Consider the following 24,396-nt stretch of genomic DNA (forward strand, 5'->3'; position numbering starts at 1 on the left):
GTTGGCGACGGCAACCAAAGGGCGGTAAGTATTTCAATTCAATAATGTGCAGGAATTCATCCATGAAGCTTCTGCCTGTCGGCATCCATGCCTCCACTTCCTCGCGCTGCGAAACTTCGTTTGATTTCAGGCTTCCTGCCTTTCATCCTCCGGATCTGAATCGCAGTTCAAAAATGTTCCATACATTTTTGTGGTCACTCGTCACCCTTTCATGGACTAAGTCAGCCTTGCAGCGCAACCATGCGCTGACATTACTCATCAATTAATTATTTTCAGGCGTGATAGAAAGGGGGGGGTTACCTATTGGTTTCGTGTTTGGTGTTGCACAAAGCAAGAATTGCCCCAATTAGTTTGTAAATGAAAACTATGTATAATTTGTTTTCTCTCTTATAACAGGGTAGTTACAATGAAATATTTTATAGTTTTGATTTATTTAATAACTTTCAAAGTTTTCTCAATATCAATTGATGATATTGAATTTGATATAAATAGTTATCAAAAACTAGGAAAAGAAGATGTTTTAAACAAATTGAGCTCAAGCACAGATGATCAAGCAAAGTATTTATTGGGAGTAATTTACGGCTATGGTCTTTACTCAACTAAAATTGATCTTAAAAAAGCTGTAGACACCCTTAGTCCATTATTGGAAAAAGAGTATAGAGATATATACTTTTTGCTTGGTAGTTTCTTGTCTCAGAGTGATGAATTAGAAGAGCTTAAATTAGGTATAAATTACCTTGAAATAGCTTCTGCAGGTGGAGACACCGTTGCTATGCATAATTTGTTTGTTTTATACAAAAAAGGTAAATACAAAAATAAGGAAAAACTAATAAAATTTTTAAAGAGGGGACTAGAGCGAGGAAGGCCACAAGCGGCAATACTATATGGCAGGTTAGCATTAGATATTATTCTAGAATCTAAGGGACAGATTGATGCACGTGAAGTACTAAAAAAGATTACAACTTTTGACTACAGTGGTTATGAAGGTGATTATTATTATATGCTTTCAGGTTATTATGGCTTTGAGAGGTCACCACTCTACAATGAGGAAAAAAGGGATTTTTATTTAATGGAAGCATACAAAAATGGCTCTACTAGTGCAAAGCAGTTATTAATTGGTATGGGGAAATTAGAGTAGCTATTTATTATAAATAATAATAGATGAATTCTGGTTTTGCATCGTTGCATGTAATCAAAGGGGTCAGAGTTGTACAATCAACAGGGTCAGGTCTTGCATTGAGCATTTGTAGTATTTAGGTTCAAAGAATTTGACCTTATGAGCTCAAAGACAGCTCAAAGCTTAATTTAACCCCATAACTTACAAGCTACACCCTTTCCCTTTTATCACACCCTGAAAAGAATAAATTGATGAGTAATGCGCTCGCATGGCGGGATTTATGTTCCCGACAAATCCCAAGTACCTAAATCCATTTAGGCAATGCGAGCCAAGCCATGCTTGTACATGGATGTACCTTCATGGCGTGTACGTACTTTGATGATTCTGACTAAAGTTAAAATTGCTTATTTCACCTTGCGCAAAAGTAACCTTGCTTCGCAACGTGTATTTTGCACGATAAGTATGATGAAGGGCGCCGTGGGGTTCCAAGGGGAGACCGGCGGCAGCCTTCCCTTGGTTGTAGTCGCCAACGCGACAAAGAGTTAGACTAAAGACAAGTAGTGAGTGACACATTCATCCATTTCTATGCTCGCTACTTTTTATGAGAGGTAATTAAAGGAACTAAAATGTTTTTAGATGTATTCGTATTTTTATATTTGATTTTTTGTGTTTTGATATGGAAATTTGACTTATCAAATAAGCAGAGGTTCAGGGATATTTTTGAATGGGTACAAATATTTGGGGTCATAATAGCAGTAGGGTTTTCTGGTTCGTTTTTCTTATCGGGAGAATTTGTTAAGTTTTTAATAAGTTTGCCATTTGTTCTTTATTTAGAGAGAAAGTTCAGAAAGTTCAAAGATACTCAGCATTGAGAAATCAACAGGGTCAGGTCTTGCATTGAGCATTTGTAGTATTTAGGTTCAAAAGTAAATTTAAATAGGACACCCACCATAAAAATTGACCAATAAACACCCATCGCCTACTTTTAAACTCAAGACTTTCAAGTAGGCACATACAATGACAAAGGCACGAGAGCAGCAAGTGAGCTTGCAAGATACTAAGTACTACCACTGCATTTCACGTTGTGTGCGACGTGCCTATTTGTGTGGTGAAGATGCGCATACGGGAAAATCTTACGAGCATCGAAGACAGTGGATAGAAGATAAACTGCAACAGATATCTAAAGTATTTTGTATTGATGTTTGTGCGTATGCAGTTATGAGTAACCACACCCACTTTGTACTATACGCTGACGATAAAAAAGCAAACAGACTCAGCGATAAAGCAGTGCTAATCCGATGGCATAAACTGTTTAAAGGCACGCTCCATACACAAAAGTTTTTGGCTGGTGAAAAGTTAGATAAAGGTCAGCAGTTCTTTTTAGCAAAAGAAATAAAAGAGTTTAGGCAGCGCTTGTCTGATATCAGTTGGTTTATGCGGGTTTTAAATGAGCATATCGCCCGAAAAGCCAATAAAGAAGACAGCTGCACAGGCCGATTTTGGGAAGGCCGCTTTAAATCACAAGCGCTATTAGATGAAGCCGCCTTAGCTGCGTGTATGGCTTATGTAGATTTAAATCCTATTCGCGCTAAGATGGCGAAAACGCCAGAAACCTCAGAGCATACGAGCATTAAAAAACGTATTGAATCAGCAAAAGAGGGAAAGCAGCCCAAGAGTTTACTTCGCTTCTCTGGTAGTCCCAGAAAACATATGCCTAAAGGTCTGCCTTTTGAATTTAAGAATTATCTACAGCTGGTAGAGCAAACAGGGCAGTGCATACGTGTAGATAAAAGAGGTTCAATCGACTCCTCTCAGCCTATTTTAGCTAGGTTAAATATTTGCCCTGAAAACTGGCTAAAACTTACCACGCAATTTACCAAGTCTTTTAGAGGGGCAGTAGGGCGTGAACAGTCACTGCAAAGCTATTGTGACCACGTACAATTACAGCGGCGCAGCAATTTAACTCAATGCCAAAGGCTTTTTGCCTAAATATCTCATACTCTTCTTTGTACTTACTTGGTTGTTTATCGATAGCCACGTTGCTTAATTATACTTTTACGTTACCCCCTGTGGTTTTTAATCATTTACTTACCTTTTTGGGTTTAGGTTTAGACATTTGAATAGGTTAGCCTGCATACAGACTTTGTTGTTGGCTTTCTGTTTTCAAAAGTTAAAGTGGCTGTCCTGTTAAAACCTTCTCACTGAGATGAAAGCGGCGTTAAAATGGCTCAAAGGACGGCTGGAGGAATTGAACTGGAAAACACTGAAACTCGATGATGATTGATTTAATTGTATTTTTTGTGGGGATCACTAAGGTGAAAGTACTCCCATACAAAAGTTAGATTTAATTAAACAACAACCCTCTATTTTTAAGCTCAATTAAAAATGGGGGGATTACCCCATCTATTAAAAGCATTGTAAAGCAACTGACCTGACACCTTTATTAGGTTTATTCGTACTTTTAAAGTTCAGCGACCTGATAAGCAACAACCCGCTGAGTAACGGCCGCCACTTCAACAGGGTTAGCTACAACTGGTGCTCTTTGCAAGAGAGGGATATCGAAATGCCATGCTTCTGCCAGATTTGCATCCAAAGTTACCCCACCCTCAAGATCTTGGGCTGTAACCTTAGCACATTGAGAAAAAGGTACATTCCATATACCAGGCTGGCAACAGTAGTGACCGTCAACCCTCAGTACATAACCACCGACTTTCGCTGCTACAGCGCATGGTTTCAACGGCATCCCACACGCGGTTAGAAAGTGCAGTTTTACGGGGTAAGGGGTACCATGGTAGACACTATATTCCTTAGCTGTATCCCTCAAAAAACCCTTCTTACCCCCTTCATAGGTTAGACCATGATCGAGACAAATTTCGATGCCGTACAACAGATTATCAATATAGCCAAGATTCTTTTGTCGGGTAGCCCAAGTACCGAGATAATCGCTTAACTTAAAATGGTTGGCGGGACTCGAAATGGGATTAGCACCATCAATGGAGGATATTTTTCTTTTAGTGACCAACTTGGTCGGTAGATCAATCCCCGTGTAGCCGCCTTTAACAATGTAGGCGTCATTCCAATGGATTCGCGTCCCGGCATCTACATAATAAAAAATCGATCCGACAACAAATAACCAGTGCTCAAATTTATCATTAGCAAACATCGATGACAAAGCTTTAACGATGGCACCACCGGTAACCATGTCGTAACTATTACTCGGGCCATCATCTGGACGAAAATAGAATTCTGGTACCATGAATACTTTTAGCGTATTGGCATTGTCACCAGCTGCAAATACCTGTTGATAGGCTTGTTCAACTACCCATGCTAATCGTAAAAGGCGAGTGTAGGCATCCGCATTGCCTGGGTCTTCAACTGGAACATCACCAATGGCTGGCGCATTTCCACCTGCAGGCGCAGGATGCAAAGTAGGTGTTTCATAAGCGATCATTTGAAAATGAGTATAATTTTTAGGGTTATATGGCATGATTTGATCTCTCCTTTTGTTATTTGGCTAAATCATGTTCTGGTTCGATTATTTCGGAGAAATGATACCTAGTTTCATAAAGCACCAATCGGAGTAAATTATGTTTTTTATCTTCAAAACTATTATTTAATAAAAATTTTTAGGACATGTATAGTCACCACCCAAGACGCAAGAAATAGCGGTCGAAAATTAAAAAATTAAATAATTAAAATAATTAAAGTAATTGGTCAGGATTTTAGTTAATAGTTTTAATTGGTCATTTAGATTCGGATCAACATCAATACGGCTTTTCAATTTACTTACAATCAAAGGGGTCAGAGTCGTTGATTTTTGGCTTTGATTGCATTTATATCAAACTACAGATTCAGGTTTTGCATCTGTAGTATTTATAGTCAAAGGGTTCGACCTGATCCCATTATATCTACATTAAACCCCAACCACTAAAGCGCTTGTCTCAACAATATAACTGCCTTTTTTAACCACAAACAGCGCTCATAGCTGTTAATTTTCAAGGATATAAGGAATAACTGCTGAATATTCTTTTAAAATCTTTGATAATATCGATATTAGGATCTGTTTATCATCAAGTGTGTTGTTGCAGTAGTTTGAGTGGTATTTATACAAGGCAGTGTCTGCGTAGCGTAGTCATTCTATGTAAGTCAGTCGATAAGACTATGAACTCCTAAAAAGTCACCTTACTCTACTTCCATGTGGAGCAACACATTAGAAGTGCTAATCGAGCGCGGCCCTTTGGATTTACCTGAGTTGGCATTGTTCATTGTTGCTTAAATTTTACCTAGAACACTAGGCGGCAAACTGAGCGTCACGACCAAAAAACACGAAAAAAATTAAACAGCAAAGCTCAACAGACCCTAAACAAGTTGATATTACTCGTCACTAATTTGGAATTTTCATGGATCTCGAAACAACGCACCCGAACTATATTGATATTGGATGCTGGAAACTGAATACAGCCACGCAAACCATCAGTAATGCCCAAGAAAGTAAGGAGCTAGAACCATTACTTTTTAAAGCACTGATGTATTTTATTCAAAATCAAAACCGGATCATTACTCGCCAAGAGCTTGCACAAAACGTGTGGCAACTTAATTTTGTTGATGATAATACAATTAACCGTGTCATATTTGAGCTAAGAAAGCAGCTGGCTTCTGATCTGCAACCCAAACCAGTGATTAAAACACACTACCGAAAAGGCTATAGCTTTACTGTACCGCTAGAAGATGCAACGGAGCTGTCAGCTGAAGCAGAGACTCCCATTTGCAAAAAAAGCAAAGTATCAAAGCCTTATAAATATTATGTTATTGCGTTTACCGGTTTTTTCTTGGCAGTTATTGCCATCACTCTATATGTAGTGATACCCCGTAAAACTACTGAGCATAACCATCAGCTACCACAAGCTACAACATTTAGCAATCAAATTCTCTCGTGGTATCGAGGCCATCACGGCAAATTATACAACTCTCCAGATCAGCGCTTCCTTGCTTATAGCTTTAAATCCGCGACCAATGAAGCGAATGTACTAGGAGAGATAAGATTAATGGATCTCACCACCCAACATGAGAAGGCACTAAGCATACCGACAAACAGCTCTATTTTAGGGTGGTCTGCCGACAGTAATTGGATTTACTATCTACACCAAGCTAAGCAAGATTCAGAGCAATCGGTGTGCGAATATCGCAAACATCGCCTATCTCTTAACACCAGTGACCGCGATCAAGTTTTATTCCCTTGCTCTGGCGGTTCTATCAGCGCAATATTTGATTTTGGCCAAGCACAAATTGTGTATAGCCGATGGGGGTATTTAGGGATACCCAACCTCGGAGCCATTTATCGTTACGACCTTAATACACAGCAAGAAACTCGGATCACGACACCCAGCAATCATGGTTTTGGTGATCGCCTGCTTGCAATCATCCCCGATACACAACAGTTAATTTTTACGCGTAACATTGGTGATAAGGTTGAGCTATTAGTCACCACTCTAAATGGCCATAAAACCTTGAAATTAGCTGAATATCCACATTTGCTGTGGGCTGCAAATTGGGATCCTAAGCAAAAAACGGTGTTGTGGTTTGACCATGACCGCAGCGAAATAAAGCGTTATTCAATGCAAACTTTAACAGAGCTACCACCTGTGAAAGTAGCAGTAGAACCAACATCATACGTTTTGCCTATGTCAAAGAGTCAGCTACTCATGACGACTTATGGCTATGATCATGACAGTTATGTCATTGATTTAAAAACGGGCGAGTCAACAGCTTTTGCTAAACCCAAGATCTACGAAGTGATTATGGCCTATCTTGGAGAGGGGGAGTTTGCCTACACGGATTCGCTCTTTAAGGACACCGAGTCATATAGTGTAATTCGAATCGACCAACATCATAGATATAGTCCTATCACACAGCTGAGTGCTGGATATTCCATCACAGACTCCGATCCTACCGAGCGGCAAATATTGGTTAAGCAGACTGTGAATAAAGTCGCTCAAGTAAGAGCTTTAGGCTCACTCGATATACTATACACGATGCCAGATAACGAAAAGAATGGTGACACCCGCCTATACAATAATCGAGTGGCACAGTTGCGCGCCCATGAAATAACGGATGATAAAATAATTGAAGTGATCTCTATCAGAGATCAACAAAGCAAAACTCTTCCTGCTAGCAATATTGTCGGTATTGACTGGTATGACGATACCCAGCTTGTCACTCTATCTAGCAATCGAGACATTGCACTATTAAACGTTGTAACCACCGAAGTCACCCCGTTAATATCGGGAGAAGCCCTGCACCATAGTTTGAACGGTGAAAAGGTTAGACCCATGATAACGGCAGCTAACGGTGATATATACCTTTATAATCGACAGTCTGTATTTAAGCTTAATGGCGATAACACCCTTGAAACCGTTTGGGATATCAAGTCCGTAGTCAATGCCGACTCTGGCATCTACTATTTAGATGCACATGGTGACAAACTGCTGATTTCTTACATCACTCGATACCATAATGAAATTAAGTTATATCAACGCTAGGACATGTCAGCACAAATAATAGATTACATCGTATTGGTACTCAGTTACCACGTGTTTTCCGTCTTCCCAGTACCAAGTAAAAATCCAACTTCGGTATGCGCTTATTTGTCAAAAGTCGAGTAAAAAAAAAATGGCGAGCACAGAGTGCTCGCCACGGTTGGGATCAATTTGTTTAACTTATTGGATGGTTAATGTTTTAACTTTAAAGCCTTTAGCTTCTAGTTGCGTTGTCAATGAAGGCGCGTCACCCACTACAATGTAAGTCATATTTGTTGGTACAAGGTGCTTAGCAGCCAATTGGTTTAGTTCTTTTTTAGTCACCTTTTCGATAATGTTAGCCTGTGTTTCTACAATACTTGAATCAACATTATGTGCGTGCATCATCGCAAAGAAGCTTAACTTCGCAGCTGGTGTTTCATATTTCAGTGCATCTCTTTGGGCAATGGCATTTTTTGTGAACTCCACTTCTTTGTCTGTAAGTCCCGATGTATTAACCAAGTTTAATTCATGTTGAATTTCGTTTAGTGCATCTGCCACATTTTCAGCATTAATGCCTGAAGAAATCACATAGTGTCCAGTGTCTCGATTTCCAGAGAAAATGCCACGAATACCATAGGTGAAGCCTTTATCTTCTCGCAAGTTTTGCGTCATACGGCTGTTAAAACTATTTGAGAACGCAAAGTTCATAATCTGATTTTTAAAATGCTCACCGGTTAAGTCTGCAGCCACAGTATGCGTTGCTACCCTAATCTGCGCCTGTGGTGCTTTTTCTTTGTGCACAAGGTAAATCGTGTTGCTGTCTAACTGCGCAGGTGTTGGTTTAGCCATGGTAAGCTCACCTTTACCCTGCCACTTAGATAATACTCCTTCCAATGCGGCAATCAGTTTAGGCTGCGCCATATCAGACACTACCGACAATTTACTGCCTTGCGGGCGAACTTGTTTGGCATAATAAGATTTAATATCGGTAAGCTCTAGTTTTGCAAGCTCGTCAACAGTAGGTAACCAAGGTTTACTGTAGTTTCCTTTTGCATACATCACTTCATTTAATGCGCTATCCGCTAAAAAGTCAGCACTATCTCGCTCTGCTTTACTGTACTCCATGACAAGGCCTTTCACCCGTTCAAAATCTGATTCAGCAAATTTAGGCTGCAATAACTTCTCTGCCAACACCGCTAATGTTTGCGTTAGATTCTTCGTTAAAGTCGACACTTCAATTTCAATGTGCTCAGGCTTAGCATCAAATGATATTTCCGCACCAAGTTTAGCTAACTGCTGAGCGAGCTCTGATTTTGTATGTTGGGTTGTGGCTTCAGTTAGCATTTCCACCGTTAATAATGCAAGACCTGGTAATTGCTCTGGGTCATATAAGCGACCGGCTGGAATTTGTAATAGTAAGGTTGTAGTAGGCGTTTCAGCATCTTCTGTACCTAACACTTCAATACCATTCAAAGTTTTTGTTTTCCAAAGCTTTGGTAATTTAAGCGTTTTTGCAGCACCAGAGGTAGGCTTGATACTGCGGTCAAAAGTATCTACGATAACCGGTAACTCTACCTCAGCTTTAGCCGTTTCAGTGCCTGCTGGTTCGAAAAATGTTGGTGTATAATTGTCCGGTTTCGCCACTGTCTCCGGCTTGCCTTTAGGTACAATGCTGAGCACAGTATGCGGTTTGTTAGCAACATATTGAGCATATACACGCTTAATATCATCTACTTTTAGCGCTCTAATACTCGCTAGCTGCTGACTCAAGTAGTCAGGACTATTATGGAAAGTCTCAAACTCGGCAAGCATTGACACTTTACCTTGAACACTTTGCAGCGCTCTAACAATTTCTGCTTCTCGTTTGGTAATAAATAGCTCAATGTCATTTTGAGTCAGGTCATTTTCAATGTAGTCACTCACTAAGGTTTCAATATCTTGGTTTAGCGCCGTTAACGTTTTACCACTTACAGGGTGTGGCAGTGCGACAATAATCATCTGACAAGATAATTCAAAACACTTATGCGTAGAGCTTGCAACGACAGCTTGCTGAGTATCAACTAATTTTCGATGCAGCATTGAACTTTCACCTTGGCCAATAAAATAACCTAGCGCATCTAATGCGGCTTCGTCTTGGTGCCCCATATAGGCCGTCGGATAGGTTTTTCTGATCAGTGGTAGTGATACATTATCTTCGTATGATACAAAACGGGTTTCACTTAATGTACCTGGCTGTTTTGCAGCGCTGGTCACGGCCTCGCCTCTAGGTATTGAACCAAAATATTTTTGTACCAATGGCAACACGTCATCGCGACTAATTGCTCCACCAATCGTTAGTGTCGCGTTATTTGGGCCATACCAACGTTTAAAGAAGGCTTTTAAATCGTTGGCATCAGCTCTATTTAGATCCGACATATATCCAATTGGCATCCAAGAGTAAGGGTGTCCATAGCCATACAGTGCTTGATGCGACTTTTCGGTACCTTGCCCATAAGGCACATTGTCATAACGCATCATACGTTCATTTTTTACCGCAGCACGTTGAACTTCAAACTTTTCTTGGGTAATACCTTGAGCAAAAAAGCCCATACGGTCTGACTCTAACCACAGCATCTTCTCTAATTGATTTACTGGGACGGTTTGGAAGTAGTTAGTTCTATCTAAATTCGTTGTGGCATTTAGCTTTCCACCCGCTTCAGTCACTATTTTGAAATGTTCTTCATCTGCCACATGTTTTGAGCCTTGAAACATCATGTGCTCAAATAAATGAGCAAACCCTGACTTACCCAGCTCTTCTCGTGCAGAGCCAACATGATAAGTCACATCCACATGCACTAATGGGTCAGAATGGTCTTCATGTAGAATAACTGTTAGGCCATTATCCAATTCAAACTTTTCATATGCGATACCAATATCACCGCGCTCAACCTGTTTTTGTTCAACAAATTCTGCACCTGCATATTTTATGTTTTCAGACGATTGAAACTGACTACAGCCATTTAATGTTGCAGCCATAATTACTGCCATTGCTACTTTGTTTAAAAGCATAAGAAAATCCTTATATCAACTTTATTATTTTATCTATCTGTTTAGAGGAGCTCGCTCGAATGCTGTCTCCTCTGCTGTTGACGACAAGATTAACTATCTCTGCTCGGTGAGTCGCTTATGAAGTTATCATGAATTAATTTTAATTTTATTATCATTAAAATCATGTGGTTATAATTATTATTGAAATATTCCACAGCGGCTTCTCGTCATTTTGAGGGTTTTTACAAGCAGGATCTAAATATCATGTCGCTACACGTTGCTCAGTAATCTTTATTAATCTGCTTTTGTTAGGAATACGTGAAGGGTCGGTGGTTACGGTCGCCGCCTAGAATCAAAGGGGTCAGGGTCGTTGATTTTCATAAAAGGGTCAGAGTCGCTGATTTCGGACTCTGACTTCATTTGTGTTTGTGGGTAAGTTGCAATGACTTCCACTTTAAACTTACCTAATTAGTTGAATTTCAGGGGGCTGTCCTTAGTAATTAATATCTAACTTTACTTCTACTCGCTCACCCTTTTTAGGTCTAAGTCATGAAAGTTATAAGAAAAGTCAGTGCTTGCACTTATCGCTTTCATTTTGAATCCACTCACCTTACCGTCGAAGTCGACGTCAAAGTTAACAAACGCATCTGCATTCAATGTTCGGTCGTACCATTTTGCAACAAATCTGTTGCCTTTTAGGTGTTTAAGCTCACCAGTTAACGCGTTACCACGAGAAAACTTAATGTTAAGCTCTGAGCCTGTAGCTGTGACATCCACTGTGCCATACCAGTTATCCTTGTAAGTGCCGGCATATTGAGTAAGCTTCATAGGTGGTTTGGTTGTGCCCGGTTGCAAAGGCTTTTCTGTTTTCTTTTGTTGTTTTATGTAGGCTTCATATCGTTTTCTACCTTCAATGTATACATCAATGTAATTTGTAGGTTCTGATTCAATGTAGTGCTCTAGAATAGTCGCGGTGAGACCTTGGGCTGCTCGTGACCATTGATTTGTCAGCGCTATAACCGCTACATCTTTTTCAGGTAAAAATGCGATATGCGAGGTCATGCCTTGTACCGCACCACCATGAGAGACATGCAAGTGGCCATGAAAATCCATCAAATTCCAGCCTAATCCATATGCTTGAAAATGTGCTTGTGCGTATTTTTTATCAACATAAGAGACTTTTTTTAAAGTAACGGGTTTCCACATTTCTGCATGTTGCTTTTCAGAGAGCAAGTTTTGTCCATCTGGTAGTTTACCTTTGCTAAGAAAGAGCTGTGCCCACTTTGCCATACCCGCTATGTCACAATTAATTTGGTTATCATCTTTGAAAAAAGTGGCCTTGAGCTCGCCGTTAACTTCCATATGTGGTATAGCACGCTTACTTGGTATTTTAATTCGAGCTGGGTTTGCTACACATTGGGTCATTTGCAGCGGGGCAATTAATGCTTTTTCGACATATTGGTCCCAAGGCATCTTGGTTATTTCGCGTATAACCTCTTCGGCGACAATATACATTAAATTGACATAGGAATAGTCAGAACGAAATGAACTGGTTGGTTTTAAATATTTGAGTGCCGAGATGATTTCATCCGGCGTTGCATGTGCTGCTGCATCAGGCCATTGTAATAAATCTCCAGCACCTTGTGGCAAACCAGAGCGATGAGTTAACAAGTCGCGAATAGTAAACTCTCTTGTTACCCAAGGATCATACATTTGAAAATGTGGGAGGTAGTCAATGACCTTGTCGTCCCAGCTGAGTTTATTTTCATCTACGAGTTTTGCCAATGCTGCAGTGACAAATGATTTTGAAATTGAGGCGACCTGAAATAGGGTATCGGTGTTTACTGGTGTGTTGCTTTCAATAGATTGAACGCCATAACCTTTTGCATGGACCACTTCACCACTTTTCACAACTGCCAATGCTACCCCTGGTACATTAAGCTCGCCTGATGCTTTTTCAACAAGTGCATCTATTTGTTTTGGGGTTAACTGCGCACTTAGACAGAGTGGGGCAAACACTAACTGAGATAAGACGATTCCTGTATAAACAGATTTTTTGATATAGTTCATAAAAAATGAGCCCTTTAAAGCGATATATTAATTGATAAGGACATTACCAATTACTTCTTACTTTTCTAGCACTTATATGCAAGCGGTGGCGTTTCTTCTGCAAAAGGTAGTAAAAATTATAAGGATGAGTGTTCGGCCCTTCATGAATCAGACTGTGATAAATATTAATCACATATGCGGTTGCTTTTTGGCTATTTTTACCATGATATTCTCTACGCAACTCGCCGCGGATGAATTTAATAAGTATTTTATTCAAGAGGTTAGGGTTTGTTATGATGAAAATGAAAAGATTTCTTCAAAGTCCTTCTTCTTACAAAACTGCAAAGCGATGCCTTTGAGCGAGGTAAAGACGGGCAATAAATTAACTTGGATAGGCACTACGTTTAACTTAGGCGACCCCGAGCACATTGATAAACCCGTAGGGCTGTTTTTTTCTGCTCAAGCAGCGGCTGAATTTTACTTTAATGGCGAATTAATTGGCCGAAATGGTTACCCGTCTCTCCAAGCTGAAGAAGAGCAGCCTGGTGTGATGGACTTTGTAACCTATATACCTAAGGGGCTACTTAAAGAGCATCAAAATGAGCTAGTGATTAAACTGTCATCTCATCATAAAGCGTTTGATATCAGTCGTTCAATCCCGCTTGCGATAGTTACATACTATGATTCACCTCAAGATATCGTATTGCACCACTATCTACCTACATTGGTGCCGTTAGGTGTTTTGATCATCGGTTTGATTTTCTTAAGCGTGTTGGTATGGCAAGACTTGAGTCCAAGACGAGGCACTTTTTGGCTGCCTATACTCTCTTTGTTAGTAGTACTGCAATTGCTGACTGAGGTATCAAGAGGATTAGTTGCATACGAATACCCTTATCATGAAGTTCGGTTGATGGTTATCTTACTGCTGGGGACGTTAAGCGGGCTAAGTTTGCTGTTGTATATCATAGATGGGTTTGTGCAAAATCATCGCAAGGCTTGCTTCTTGCTCTCAATGTTATTTACGCTGGTATGTATTTATTTGGGAAATACGATAGAAAATAAAACCGTGTTCGCCATACAAGTGCCTGCTGGTGTCAGCTTTTTAATTACCGCTTTTCAAGCATTCAATAGGCAGGAAAATGCGAGAAAACATGCTAGTGCACTTTTTATATTTTTTATCATAATTGCAGTAAATCCTAATCAATTTCTCGATCTTTATTTTTATTATTTTGTTGCAGCGCTTTTGTTATTCTTTTTTGTTCAGCATGCCATTGCATATAAACACGAGCAGTCTCAAAAGCAGCTTGCGCAGCAAAGAGCTGCTCAGCTGCAACAAGCACTAGATGAATATAGTGAGCAGCAGACGCCATCCAAAATAAAGCTAAATCTTGCAGACAAAAGCGAATGGATATCATGTGAGAATATTTGTTTTGTGAAGGGGGCAAGAGATTATGTCGAGATCAGTCTATTGGATAGACGTAATGTGTTGCACAACGAGACCCTGACCCTCATGGAAGAAAAATTGCCGGCAACGTTTTTGCGTATACACCGCTCATATATTGTAAATAAGCAGTTGATTCAGTCTCTTGAAAAGCTGCCATCAGGCGGTGGAAATCTGATACTGAGCTCGGGTGACACCGTGCCCGTCAGTAGGCGGATAATGCCAAAAATTAGAAAGCAACTTGGTTAATTAAACTATCTACAGAATCAATACTGACCTCATTGTTCATTTAGATGCTAAACAAGTGGCAGTTAGGTGTTAAGTGAGTTCATAACGGTATACATTAAAGTCGGCGGTAAAAACTCATAGGCAAAGTGCAACTCAGATACGCATGACAAAGCAGCAAAGACGCTTTGTGCATGTTCAATTAGTGACGAGGGAAAGGAATGAACAGTAAGGCTCAGTTATTTTTATTTTGTGGGAAGATGGGGGCGGGTAAATCAACTTATTCGCAAGTTATTGCTAAGCAGAGGCAGGCGGTTTTATTGAGTGAAGATGCCTGGTTGGCAGCACATTACCCTCATCAAATCACGAAGTTTAATGACTATATACACTACTCGAATCTAATTAAACCATTTGTAAAACAACATGTTCAGCAATTACTTAGCCTTGGTCTTAGTGTTGTGATGGATTTCCCTGCAAATACAGTAAAACAACGGGCTTGGTTAGTCTCACTGGCAAATGAGATTCAGTGCGAACATACGCTTTTTTATTTACAGGTTAGTGACGAAGTATGTTTATCTCGGATTGCTAAACGCAGATTGGCACAGCCCAAGCGAGCACATTTCGATACGCCTGAGGTATTTCATCAAGTGACTCAATATTTTGAGCCTCCAAAAGCGAGTGAGCAGCTTGCGGTAGAAGATGTAGCTGAATCTTCTACCGCAATTTAGAGTGTAATTCAAAGATCTTAAAAGTTATTTAATGTAAACAGTGGTTTATCTGCGTACCTATACTGGGTATGATGGTTTTTAGTAAATTATATTAATTTCTTAAATAGGATGTTGAGATGAATCTAAAAGCTATCGGCTTAGTATTATTGAGTGCATTACATGTTAGTGGCTGTGGTAGTGATGCCCACGCAGGAAATGAAATTGAAACTCCACCTGTTGAAGGCGGAAAAAATACTTGTACAGGGTTTGGCTCACCTCATATAAATGTATTTATTAGAGAGTCATTGAACAGTGATGTACTGATTGAAAACGCATCTGTTCGTGTAGTGATGGAAAGTGAAAATGAAGAGAGCACCGTGGAACCAGTGTTTATTTCGTCAGATGATCGTAATGAGGATACAAAAACGGGTGCGTACCATGCAATTTTAGAACATAACAACCTAGCATTTGATGTGAGCATTGTGGCGTTTGCAGAGGGATACTATCCATTTGTGACTAAAAACATTAGTTTTGAAGTGAATACAGGGTGTGGTGCCTCAAATGATCTAACCTATGATGTTTATCTTTGCCCCGTAGGTACAACTTGTTTGTGAAACAGGAATAGGTCATGCGCTGTGCATTAATAGCACTCAGAGAGCCGAAAGCAGTCATGAAGACATATAGATTCTGAAATAAGTTCAAAATGACTAAATTGGATAATCCTTCATATAAAACAGTAGCGGCATAAAGCCACTACTACAGATTAAAGCTGTTTATTTCGCTGCCTCTTTTTAACAGACCTTTACTTCTTAGTCCCAAATATCTTATCACCCGCATCACCAAGACCCGGCAATATATAGCCTTGCTCATTGAGCTTTTCATCAACACTGGCTGTATACAGTGTGACATCTGGGTGAGCCTCTTCCAGCGCTTGAATACCCTCTGGAGCCGCCACTAGTACCATGGCTTTAATGTCTTTTACGCCTTGCTTTTTTAATAAATCGATGGTCGCTACCATAGAGCCACCCGTTGCTAGCATTGGGTCAACGACTAGAGCAACACGTTTATCTAAATCAGAAGTGAGCTTTTCAAAGTAGGGTACAGGCTCTAGGGTTTCTTCATTTCGATAAAGGCCAACCACAGAGACTCTGGCACACGGAATAATTGATAGAACACCTTCATTTAAACCTAATCCGGCTCTTAAAATAGGGACCAAGGTTAGCTTCTTACCAGCTAGTTGTTGCGTAGTGATATCACCTTGCCAAGAGGCGGTGGTGGTATCTTCTAGCGGTAGGTCTCTTGTTGCTTCAAAGGTTAATAAACTGCCAATTTCAGATACCAATTCACGAAATGCTTTAACGCTAATATCGTGTGTTCGTAACAGTCCCATCTTGTGAGAAATCAGTGGGTGCTTAACTTCAACTACGTTCATGTTATGCCCTAAATAAGTTCTTTTAATTTAGTTAAGTCTAACAAGAAGGATAACAATCAATAAAATTTTATTTAGATGGGATCTATAAAGCGCCCGTTTTAGTTGCACATCAATAAGTGTTTTCATTGCTTTTTAATGTAGGAAATGGACTGGCTTTTTAGGTTTAAATTTTGCCGTGACTGCTCAAAGACAACCTCTTTTTCGTTTTACTAAAAGAACGAATAAGTGATTTGTCTACTTAAAGACATTTACGTTTTCAATAAACTCCTGCGGCCTGAATTCACCACCGCAAAAACATAGCCACCCAACCAAACATCCCACTAAAGTCTTATAAAAACAACATGTTGTTATATCCGCTTACATAAATTTTCGTGACTTTAAGTTTTATTAGCGATAAATCTTATTGTCTAAAAGTTTTTCAAGGGAGAAGGGCGAGTTAACTTAGAGTTTGATAGATCTCTTAGGTTTTAGTATTGAGCTTCTTCCCCTATGATAAAAAAGGTACAAACCTTTCGTTATGTTATAACGCGGAAAATATGGAAAAATGGAATGAATAAAAAAACAATAACACTCGCTTTAGCAGGACTTTTTAGTGCAGCCTCAGCGAATGCATCCGATAATACAAAACTGCTTCTGTCGCCAACCATCAGTAAAAATCACATTGCGTTTGTCTACGCTGGTGATATTTATCGTACTAATAAAAAAGGTGAAGAGGTTGTTCGTTTAACATCTCATGCTGCTGACGAGCGTGACCCGCATTTATCTCCTAACGGTAAATGGGTGGCTTACACAGGCGGTTATGATGGCAATAGCGATGTTTACATCATATCGATTGACGGTGGTCAGCCTAAGCGCCTCACTTTCCATAGTAGTAGAGATACTGTGATTGGTTGGGCTGATGATGGCGACAGCGTCTTGTTTACTTCATATCGTGAAACAGCTAATGGTCGTACTGGCCAGCTTTATAAAGTGAGCGTTAAGGGCGGTTTACCACAGAAGGTGATGGAGGCGTCAGTCGCAAATGGTGACTTGTCTAGCAATAACCGTTACTTAGCTTATAACCCTCATCACCCTGCGCATGCAGGAAGTAGTGGTTGGAGAAACCACCGCGGCGGAACAACCCCTCCAGTTTGGATCTACGATTTAAAAGAAAACAGCTATAAAGAGATCCCTCATGTAAATGCCAGCGACACGCATCCTATGTGGGTGGGTGACAAAGTGTATTTCTTATCAGATCGAAGCAAGCATAAGCGCCTATATAGCTACGACGATGGCAAAATAAAACAAGTCAGTAAAAACAAAAACTGGGATATTACGAGTGCCGATGCCTATGGACGAGAAATTGTTTATAGCATGGGTGGTGAGCTTTATATTTTTGATAGTAAAAAGAAACGCAGTAAAAAATTAGATATCTCTCTAAATCCTGATTTACCGCAATTACGTGCATCATGGAAAAGCGCCATGCCTTCATTGACGAATGCGGAGCTTTCAACGACGGGTAAACGTGTTCTGTTAAGTGCGCGTGGCGAGATTTTTAGTGTGCCTATCAAAGATGGCGCAACAAAGAATTTAACTAAGTCGAGCGGTGCTAATGACCGCGATGGTTTATGGTCACCAAAAGGTGATGAACTGGCTTATATTACAGATGAAAATGGCCTTTACCAGATTGTGATTGCTGACCAATTTGGTAAAGAACAAAAACGCTTTGCTGCAAACGAAAGTGTGGCAGACGCAAGACTTTTGCATTTCACCGGTGACGGCAAACAACTTGTGTATACCGATTCTAAAATGAATCTGTGGTTACTGGAGTTGGACTCAGGTAACAAAACCAAAGTCATGCAAAATATCAATATGAACGGCTTTAATACCGCGGTTTCAAAAGATGGAAAGCTGCTTGCCTATACCAAAACCAATGATAATTATTTCAGAGATTTATATGTCTATGAGATTGCATCAGGAGAGCATGTAAAAATCACTGACAGCATGAGCCATAGTACATCTCCTGCGTTTAGTCCTGATGGAGAACTATTGTACTTTGCATCATCGACTAATCATGGTCAAAGCGCGTTCTTCCTTGATATGAGTACGCAAGAAAACCCGCAGCGTTATGGTTTGTACGCAGCGGTATTGAAAGCCGATGGTAAATCACCGCTACTGCCTAAACTAGCTGATGAAGATGCTGTTGAAGAAAAAAGCACAGACGATAAATCAGCCGCTAAAGATGACAGTAAAGAAGCAAAAAGCGATAAGAAGTCAGATAAGCAAGAAGTCAAACCGGCAATAGATGCCCAAGGCATTGAAACACGTATTGTCGCGCTGCCTGTGCCACAACGTTTCTATTCGTCGTTAACTGTGGGTGATGACAAGAATTTATACTTTGTTGAGAATGAACAGCCTGGCAGCAGTATCGAAACTTCAGGTCGTGCACTGCGAGATGCAAGTTTAAAACGATTTAATACTAAAAAGCGTAAAGTCGAAGAAGTAAAAAGTGGCGTATTCAACGTTCGAACTTCTCATGATGGTAAGCATTTATTGATGTTGAGCCAAGGCAATAAACTCAGCGTTGGTAAAGTGGGGGCAACGGTCAAAGCGAAAGCGATTAACACCGGTGGTGTGAAAGCGCTTATTGAGCCTCGTCAAGAATGGGCACAGATCTTCACTGAAGGCTGGCGCAATCAACGTGACTATTTTTATGATGCTAATTTCCATGGTTTAGATTGGCAAAAGGTGTATGAGAAGTATCAGCCATTGGTTGAGCATGTTGGTCGACGTGAAGACTTAAACTATCTGATGCGTGAAATGATTTCTGAAATGGAAGTCGGCCACAATGTTGTTTATGGTGGTGATGGTCATCGTGAGCAACGTGTTGCTGTTGGTTTATTAGGTGCCGACTTTGTTGTTAAAAACAACCAGTATACCGTTGGCAAAATTTACACCGGTGAAAACTGGAACCCGCACCTTAAAGCGCCGCTAGCAATGCCGGGCATTGAAGTGGCCGAAGGAGATGTGATCCATAGCGTTGATGGCGAGCCATTAACTGGCGCAGATAATATTTATCGCTTGTTTACTGGTAAAGCGAATACCCAAGTTCGCCTAGAAGTAAGTAAGACGGGCAAGCAAGAAGATGCCAAAGTAGTTGTGGTCGAGACTATCAGTAATGAGCGTATGCTACGCCACTGGAACTGGGTTGAAGACAATCGTAAATACGTTTGGCAGCAAACCGATGGTAAAGCTGGCTACGTTTATTTACCTAACACAACGACGGCAGGGTATACCAACTTTAACCGTATGTTCTACCCACAAACAGATAAACCAAGCATGATCATTGATGAACGTAGTAATGGTGGTGGTCAAGCAGCAAACTACATTACGGATGTTCTGTCTCGTCAATATTTAGCGGGTTGGAAATATCGTTCAGGCGATATGATTTTGAGCACGCCAGCAGGTGCAGTGTATGGCCCTAAAGTGATGCTTATCGACCAAGATGCAGGTTCGGGCGGTGATTTTTTACCTTACAGCTTTAGCCGTATGGGGTTAGGCACTCTGATCGGTAAAACGACATGGGGTGGATTAATTGGTGTTTCGGCAAATCGTAACTTTGTTGATGGTGGCAGAATGAATGTGCCTCACTTTAGGTTCTTTACACCAGATCATGAATGGCGTGTTGAAAATGAAGGGGTTAAACCTGATATTGACGTTGAGCAAGATCCTGTACTGGTAAATCAGGGCAAAGATCCACAACTTGATCGTGCTATTAGCGAAGTGTTAGAGCAGTTGAAAACCTTTAAACCAGTTAGGCACACTGTTGCACCTGCGATGCCTAAAGAGCTAGGAAAATAATTTAGGTGTAAAATCTTAAGTTACTTTTAACGACATATAAGAGTAAAGGCCCACATCTATGTGGGCTTTTTTTATCTTTGCTAATTCAATAGATTAATATGAAGACAGCGAACTGTACGGCATAAATAATTAGAGAATAGAAACATATACCAACTCTGTGTCACGATTAATGGAGTTATAATTAAAACGGCAGATTTTATTTAAACGTATATTTATTTGTGCCCCAAAATCAGACTAAGCATGGGGCACCTACAAAATAACTTATGATTTACTCTACGTGTTATAAATTCGGCCAATAAACCAAGCTAAGCCACCAGATTTAGAGTTGCCACGAATATTTAAGCCTAAGCCTCCTTTGCTTACTTCATGGTACAGATCTTTCTTTTTCTCTGTCAGTTTTGAGATTTGCTCTGCAGATTTATCGAACTCACAATAACAATTATTGCTGCCATTTAAAGGACATTCAGCACCAAATGCGAGCGTTTCCTGACCGGTTAGTAGCGTAAACCCTGATTGTGTGCCGTAGAGTGCTCCATCTTTTTTAGAAGATGTGAAAAAACCCGCATTGGAGAAGGTTTGCCCATCTTTTTCAAATGTTGATGTTATGGAAGTTGTGTAAGACGTCGTTTTGCCATGTGTATTGAAGTGTTTTCCGAACTTATAATTTTCATCTGAATCATTGATGATAAGTACAGTTGTAAATGCGGGTTTCAGCATAAAATAAATTATCGGAATGATGACTAAAATAATTGCAGCAATAATTTCCCCGATTTCACCGAGGTTTTCAGCCACATCGAGTGCGATTTCAATTGCACTTTTGATCACTTCTGTCGTTATCTTGTCGTGATCTTTCAATGTGTTTTCAAATGCTTCAGTGGCTAATACGCCAAATGCCGCAACACCTACATCCATCATTTTATCTGCTATCTCGCTGTGGCTTTTTTTCTTGTCTACCATATCAGCAATATCACTTAAGCCGTCGACTAAACTTTTCAGCTCTTTCTCAATACTCTTTCCAGTACTGTCGAGGAGCGCGGCTCTTTTATCTGGTAGTAATGTAAAAAAATCAGCTTTTTCTATCTTGTTTGAAGATTGCACAAACTCGTAGTAAGCCTCCTGCTTTTTTTCGTTACATTGTTCATTTTCCAGTTTTTCATATAGTGATGGGTGATTTTTTTCTAACAGTGATTTCATAGTTTTACCTTAAATTAGTGAATGACTTCTTCCTAGAAAGCGGTAACACAAATTTAAGCATGGAAAATACTTATAACCATTACAGGCTATTACAATGCTTATTATTTTGGGAGATGAAGTAATTAAGGTATTGAATTTAAATAATATAAAGCTTTGATTTCGCTGTTTTAGTTGTTCGTACGTCAAGTAAGAAAATGAAAATCAGAAAATGAACATTGGATATATTATGAATCAGTACAAAGTGACGAAATCTGATCGCTGTATTTATTTAATCTACCCAATTCACCATTCTAATATGTGGTAAATGTTAAAAGTTTGTAATGCTGTGTAATCTTCTTCAGCGGTGTTTTCGACTACTGTGTATAACGAGCGGTCATCGCTCACCTGTACTAGCTAACTAAAATTTGTGAGTCACAGCTGGATAAAACATCCAGCCACATTTTTATGTAGGCCAGCAATATTACACAACGTTCACCGTCACAAAGGAGCAAGTTATGAATGTGCAGAACAAAATAGACCCATCGGTAGAAGTAGGCAAAGAAATTAATCCTGAACTCCTCCTCAGTGCTATGCAAAAGCAGAAAATAAAAGCGCGTGATAGCAAATACAAAGAGGCCGACTTATCTTGTTTACGGGCAATTGCACAAGCAGCAATTAACGTAGAGTTATTCACAATTCCACTATATATGACTAGTCTCTACTCGATTCAGGGCACACACCAAATTGCTGATTCGTCGAATCTCTACCCTGGTCGTTATTGGCCTGGGCTCGGGCCTTCTGCTGGCTATATTCCTGAAGATAGACGTAATGAGTACGATGTTAATTTAGAACCGCTTTTCAATATTGATTGCTTGGCAGGAGAGTCAGGTAATGTAAACAAGCAAGCCGAAAAATATGCTCTGTCTGTGAATCAGCAGGTGTTCAATGGCGTATATAGTGTCTTTATTGAAGAAATGTTGCACTTACAGCTTGCCTCAAATATGGCGAGTAAATTGGGGCTAACACCAAGTTTTACTAGTCAGGCATTGATCAACGAACAATATGGTTGGGAGTGTTACAACAACCAAAGTGGTATTCCGCATATTCTGGACTTTGCTGACTGCACTACAGACTTATCGAAACTAAGCCCTGAGGTGCAAACTTACTTCAAAAAAATCTTCCCTGGCAAAACTTTACAAGACTTACGCGTTAACGCCACTGAGCTCAATAAAGAACAAACATTGCTCTTTATGCTGATTGAAGAAACGGAAGAGAACGCGAAGAAAATTATTCAATCTAAATACTTAGAACCAAACAAAAAAACAAAGCGACCTAAGTATTTTGAACAAGCCCCGTATGATTGGTGGCAGCCAAACAATAAAGAAAGTGATTTGCCATTATTTGGTTCCATTGGGCATATGTATCTCAGTTATTGGAATTATATTCAGATCCAATATGACGATGGCACTAGCTTGCTCGATTACGCAACGATTCAACGTGACTACTTTAATGAACGCTCTGGCGATAAAGGCTATCAAGCACAGTTCCCAGGTATTAATGGTTCGCTCAACGTTAAGGCAGATCATACGGTTTTAAAAGAAGCCTTAATGAATAATGTGAATGCCATTACAGATCAAGGCGAAGGTGGCGGTGTAGCTGAAATGCTGAGTAAATGCTGGGTTGAAGAACAATGGGCGCAGAACCTTCTTGCAGCTCTGGCAGCGTCATCGGAAGAAGAGCATCCAAGTAAAGTTAAAGAAAAGTTTCAACCTAGTGCCGAAGCATTAAAAGCAGATTACCCAGCAAGCGGCGATGAAGGGCCTATTTCTGGCTCTGCGTGCGCGCGGATCACGAATAAATACAAAGATCATTTTCAAATATTCTCAGACACATTGCAGCTGATCGTTGATTTTGAAAAACCTAACGCTAGCTCAAGTGAGCGTTATATGACTTGGCCAACTTGGTTTGCTGAGGGTAATGCTTGGAGTTCAGCGTTGTTAGACCCAAATGGTGGAGATAAGGCGCATAAAACTAACTCGCAACTGCCGCAGGTAGAGAGCGTGGTTCAAGCACTAAATAATTTGAAGCTAGCAGCAAATATTGGTGATACTCATAAGTTATTTAGCCAATCTGCGGTTGGCACAATTAAAGGGCTAACGACAGCGCTTGACCGTTATTGGTCTGGTCAAACTAATGAGTTTCCTGGTCCTGCAATGGGTGGCTCTGGCGATAGGGTGTCGATTTGTTGGGCCACCACAGGCATTGCACCAGATCTGGTAACAGGTATTGAGCCCCAGAATCCTCAAACCCTATACCATGCCTGCCAAGGAATGAGTTATACCAATATTGGCTCTGATGGTTTACCGCCTCCAGAGGTGTATCACAGTTGTAAAGGCAGCAACGATTGTAAAGCACAAGGGGGATGTGGATTTGTGCATAGTACAACCGCTGGTGGCAGCTGTGGCGGCTCAGTCGCTAAAGGGCCGAAAAGTGCACCTGCAGATAATAAGTGTAATAATTTAGGGGGGTGTGCAGTGCCAATTTCGGCTTCTCAGTTATTCCCTGAACTGGCTGACGGTGAGTATAAAATGCAGCTGTTTAAGTTTGATCTGAAAAACAAAAACAGTTTCTCAGCCATTGATTACACTTATCCAAAAAGTGATGATCCGTGCAAAGGCAAACAAGCTCCAGAAAAGCAAGATGAACACGTACTAATGCCTTACGAAAAAGGCGATGGGGTGTATAACATTGCTTGGCAAGCTTATTGTAATGCCAATGGTCTGTTGGATGCGGATGGTAATCCAAAAGAACAGCCAACACCTTCAGATATTCGTCTCGCACTTCCTCCTTCAACTTGATGGGAAGCT

At 40.3% G+C, this 24,396-nt stretch carries 14 protein-coding genes; 9 read left to right on the forward strand and 5 right to left on the reverse strand.

The features are described from left to right. Positions 1–62: 62 nt before the first annotated feature. The 3 genes from PP2015_RS21845 (at position 63) to PP2015_RS03085 (ending at position 3,106) form a co-directional block, all read left to right on the forward strand. Positions 63–266 carry a hypothetical protein gene (locus PP2015_RS21845; protein WP_157599065.1) on the forward strand — a complete coding sequence of 68 codons (204 nt, stop codon included), beginning with the start codon at positions 63–65 and terminating at the stop codon, positions 264–266. Between the two features lie 140 nt (positions 267–406). Beyond that, on the forward strand, positions 407–1,138 hold the full coding sequence (locus PP2015_RS03070; RefSeq protein ID WP_058028881.1) for an SEL1-like repeat protein: 732 nt from the start codon (positions 407–409) through the stop codon (positions 1,136–1,138). A gap of 996 nt (positions 1,139–2,134) precedes the next feature. Then, positions 2,135–3,106: a transposase gene (locus PP2015_RS03085; RefSeq protein WP_058028884.1), complete on the forward strand. Its 972-nt coding sequence runs from the start codon at positions 2,135–2,137 to the stop codon at positions 3,104–3,106. A 472-nt stretch (positions 3,107–3,578) separates the two neighbouring features. On the opposite strand, the gene PP2015_RS03090 is transcribed toward PP2015_RS03085, so the two are convergent. Further along, a complete protein-coding gene (locus PP2015_RS03090) occupies positions 3,579–4,604 on the reverse strand; it encodes a hypothetical protein (protein WP_058028885.1) in 1,026 nt (341 codons plus the stop codon). A gap of 913 nt (positions 4,605–5,517) precedes the next feature. On the opposite strand from PP2015_RS03090, the gene PP2015_RS03095 reads away from it, so the two are divergent. Further along, positions 5,518–7,656, forward strand: coding sequence for a winged helix-turn-helix domain-containing protein (locus PP2015_RS03095; protein WP_058028886.1), 2,139 nt, complete (start codon positions 5,518–5,520; stop codon positions 7,654–7,656). Between the two features lie 177 nt (positions 7,657–7,833). Here the strand turns inward: PP2015_RS03095 and PP2015_RS03100 are convergent, their stop codons facing one another. Beyond that, complete coding sequence (locus PP2015_RS03100) at positions 7,834–10,683, reverse strand: M16 family metallopeptidase (RefSeq protein WP_058028887.1); 2,850 nt, start codon at positions 10,681–10,683, stop codon at positions 7,834–7,836. 498 nt (positions 10,684–11,181) lie between these two features. Beyond that, complete coding sequence (locus tag PP2015_RS03105) at positions 11,182–12,732, reverse strand: serine hydrolase (RefSeq protein ID WP_058028888.1); 1,551 nt, start codon at positions 12,730–12,732, stop codon at positions 11,182–11,184. A 187-nt stretch (positions 12,733–12,919) separates the two neighbouring features. Here PP2015_RS03105 and PP2015_RS03110 point away from each other — a divergent pair, with 187 nt between their 5' ends. From PP2015_RS03110 to PP2015_RS03120, 3 genes are all read left to right on the forward strand, one after another. Further along, positions 12,920–14,401 carry a LytTR family DNA-binding domain-containing protein gene (locus PP2015_RS03110; protein ID WP_169792712.1) on the forward strand — a complete coding sequence of 494 codons (1,482 nt, stop codon included), beginning with the start codon at positions 12,920–12,922 and terminating at the stop codon, positions 14,399–14,401. A 197-nt stretch (positions 14,402–14,598) separates the two neighbouring features. After that, complete coding sequence (locus PP2015_RS03115; protein WP_058028890.1) at positions 14,599–15,105, forward strand: P-loop nucleotide/nucleoside kinase family protein; 507 nt, start codon at positions 14,599–14,601, stop codon at positions 15,103–15,105. Positions 15,106–15,221: 116 nt separating this feature from the next. Beyond that, the gene (locus PP2015_RS03120; protein WP_058028891.1) at positions 15,222–15,698 is read left to right on the forward strand and encodes a hypothetical protein; all 477 of its coding nucleotides are present in this window, start codon (positions 15,222–15,224) and stop codon (positions 15,696–15,698) included. Between the two features lie 188 nt (positions 15,699–15,886). Here the strand turns inward: PP2015_RS03120 and upp are convergent, their stop codons facing one another. Further along, on the reverse strand, positions 15,887–16,516 hold the full coding sequence (gene upp, locus PP2015_RS03125; protein WP_058028892.1) for a uracil phosphoribosyltransferase: 630 nt from the start codon (positions 16,514–16,516) through the stop codon (positions 15,887–15,889). A gap of 549 nt (positions 16,517–17,065) precedes the next feature. Here upp and PP2015_RS03130 point away from each other — a divergent pair. Continuing rightward, complete coding sequence (locus PP2015_RS03130) at positions 17,066–20,356, forward strand: S41 family peptidase (RefSeq protein WP_058028893.1); 3,291 nt, start codon at positions 17,066–17,068, stop codon at positions 20,354–20,356. 273 nt (positions 20,357–20,629) lie between these two features. On the opposite strand, the gene PP2015_RS03135 is transcribed toward PP2015_RS03130, so the two are convergent. Then, positions 20,630–21,550, reverse strand: coding sequence for a hypothetical protein (locus tag PP2015_RS03135; protein ID WP_058028894.1), 921 nt, complete (start codon positions 21,548–21,550; stop codon positions 20,630–20,632). A 494-nt stretch (positions 21,551–22,044) separates the two neighbouring features. Between PP2015_RS03135 and PP2015_RS03140 the strand changes: the two genes are divergently transcribed. Beyond that, on the forward strand, positions 22,045–24,387 hold the full coding sequence (locus PP2015_RS03140) for a ferritin-like domain-containing protein (RefSeq protein WP_058028895.1): 2,343 nt from the start codon (positions 22,045–22,047) through the stop codon (positions 24,385–24,387). Positions 24,388–24,396 lie beyond the last annotated feature (9 nt).

This window comes from Pseudoalteromonas phenolica, assembly GCF_001444405.1.
GTDB lineage: Bacteria > Pseudomonadota > Gammaproteobacteria > Enterobacterales > Alteromonadaceae > Pseudoalteromonas > Pseudoalteromonas phenolica.

What these genes read in the sequence shown, in the direction of transcription:
- PP2015_RS03070 (WP_058028881.1), top strand. Translation starts at nt 407, where the DNA reads ATGAAATATTTTATAGTTTTGATTTATTTAATAACTTTCAAAGTTTTC.
- PP2015_RS03130 (WP_058028893.1), top strand. Translation starts at nt 17,066, where the DNA reads ATGAATAAAAAAACAATAACACTCGCTTTAGCAGGACTTTTTAGTGCA.
- PP2015_RS03115 (WP_058028890.1), top strand. Translation starts at nt 14,599, where the DNA reads ATGAACAGTAAGGCTCAGTTATTTTTATTTTGTGGGAAGATGGGGGCG.
- PP2015_RS03085 (WP_058028884.1), top strand. Translation starts at nt 2,135, where the DNA reads ATGACAAAGGCACGAGAGCAGCAAGTGAGCTTGCAAGATACTAAGTAC.
- PP2015_RS03135 (WP_058028894.1), bottom strand. Translation starts at nt 21,550, where the DNA reads ATGAAATCACTGTTAGAAAAAAATCACCCATCACTATATGAAAAACTG.
- PP2015_RS03140 (WP_058028895.1), top strand. Translation starts at nt 22,045, where the DNA reads ATGAATGTGCAGAACAAAATAGACCCATCGGTAGAAGTAGGCAAAGAA.
- PP2015_RS03100 (WP_058028887.1), bottom strand. Translation starts at nt 10,683, where the DNA reads ATGCTTTTAAACAAAGTAGCAATGGCAGTAATTATGGCTGCAACATTA.
- upp (WP_058028892.1), bottom strand. Translation starts at nt 16,516, where the DNA reads ATGAACGTAGTTGAAGTTAAGCACCCACTGATTTCTCACAAGATGGGA.
- PP2015_RS03105 (WP_058028888.1), bottom strand. Translation starts at nt 12,732, where the DNA reads ATGAACTATATCAAAAAATCTGTTTATACAGGAATCGTCTTATCTCAG.
- PP2015_RS03095 (WP_058028886.1), top strand. Translation starts at nt 5,518, where the DNA reads ATGGATCTCGAAACAACGCACCCGAACTATATTGATATTGGATGCTGG.
- PP2015_RS03120 (WP_058028891.1), top strand. Translation starts at nt 15,222, where the DNA reads ATGAATCTAAAAGCTATCGGCTTAGTATTATTGAGTGCATTACATGTT.
- PP2015_RS21845 (WP_157599065.1), top strand. Translation starts at nt 63, where the DNA reads ATGAAGCTTCTGCCTGTCGGCATCCATGCCTCCACTTCCTCGCGCTGC.
- PP2015_RS03090 (WP_058028885.1), bottom strand. Translation starts at nt 4,604, where the DNA reads ATGCCATATAACCCTAAAAATTATACTCATTTTCAAATGATCGCTTAT.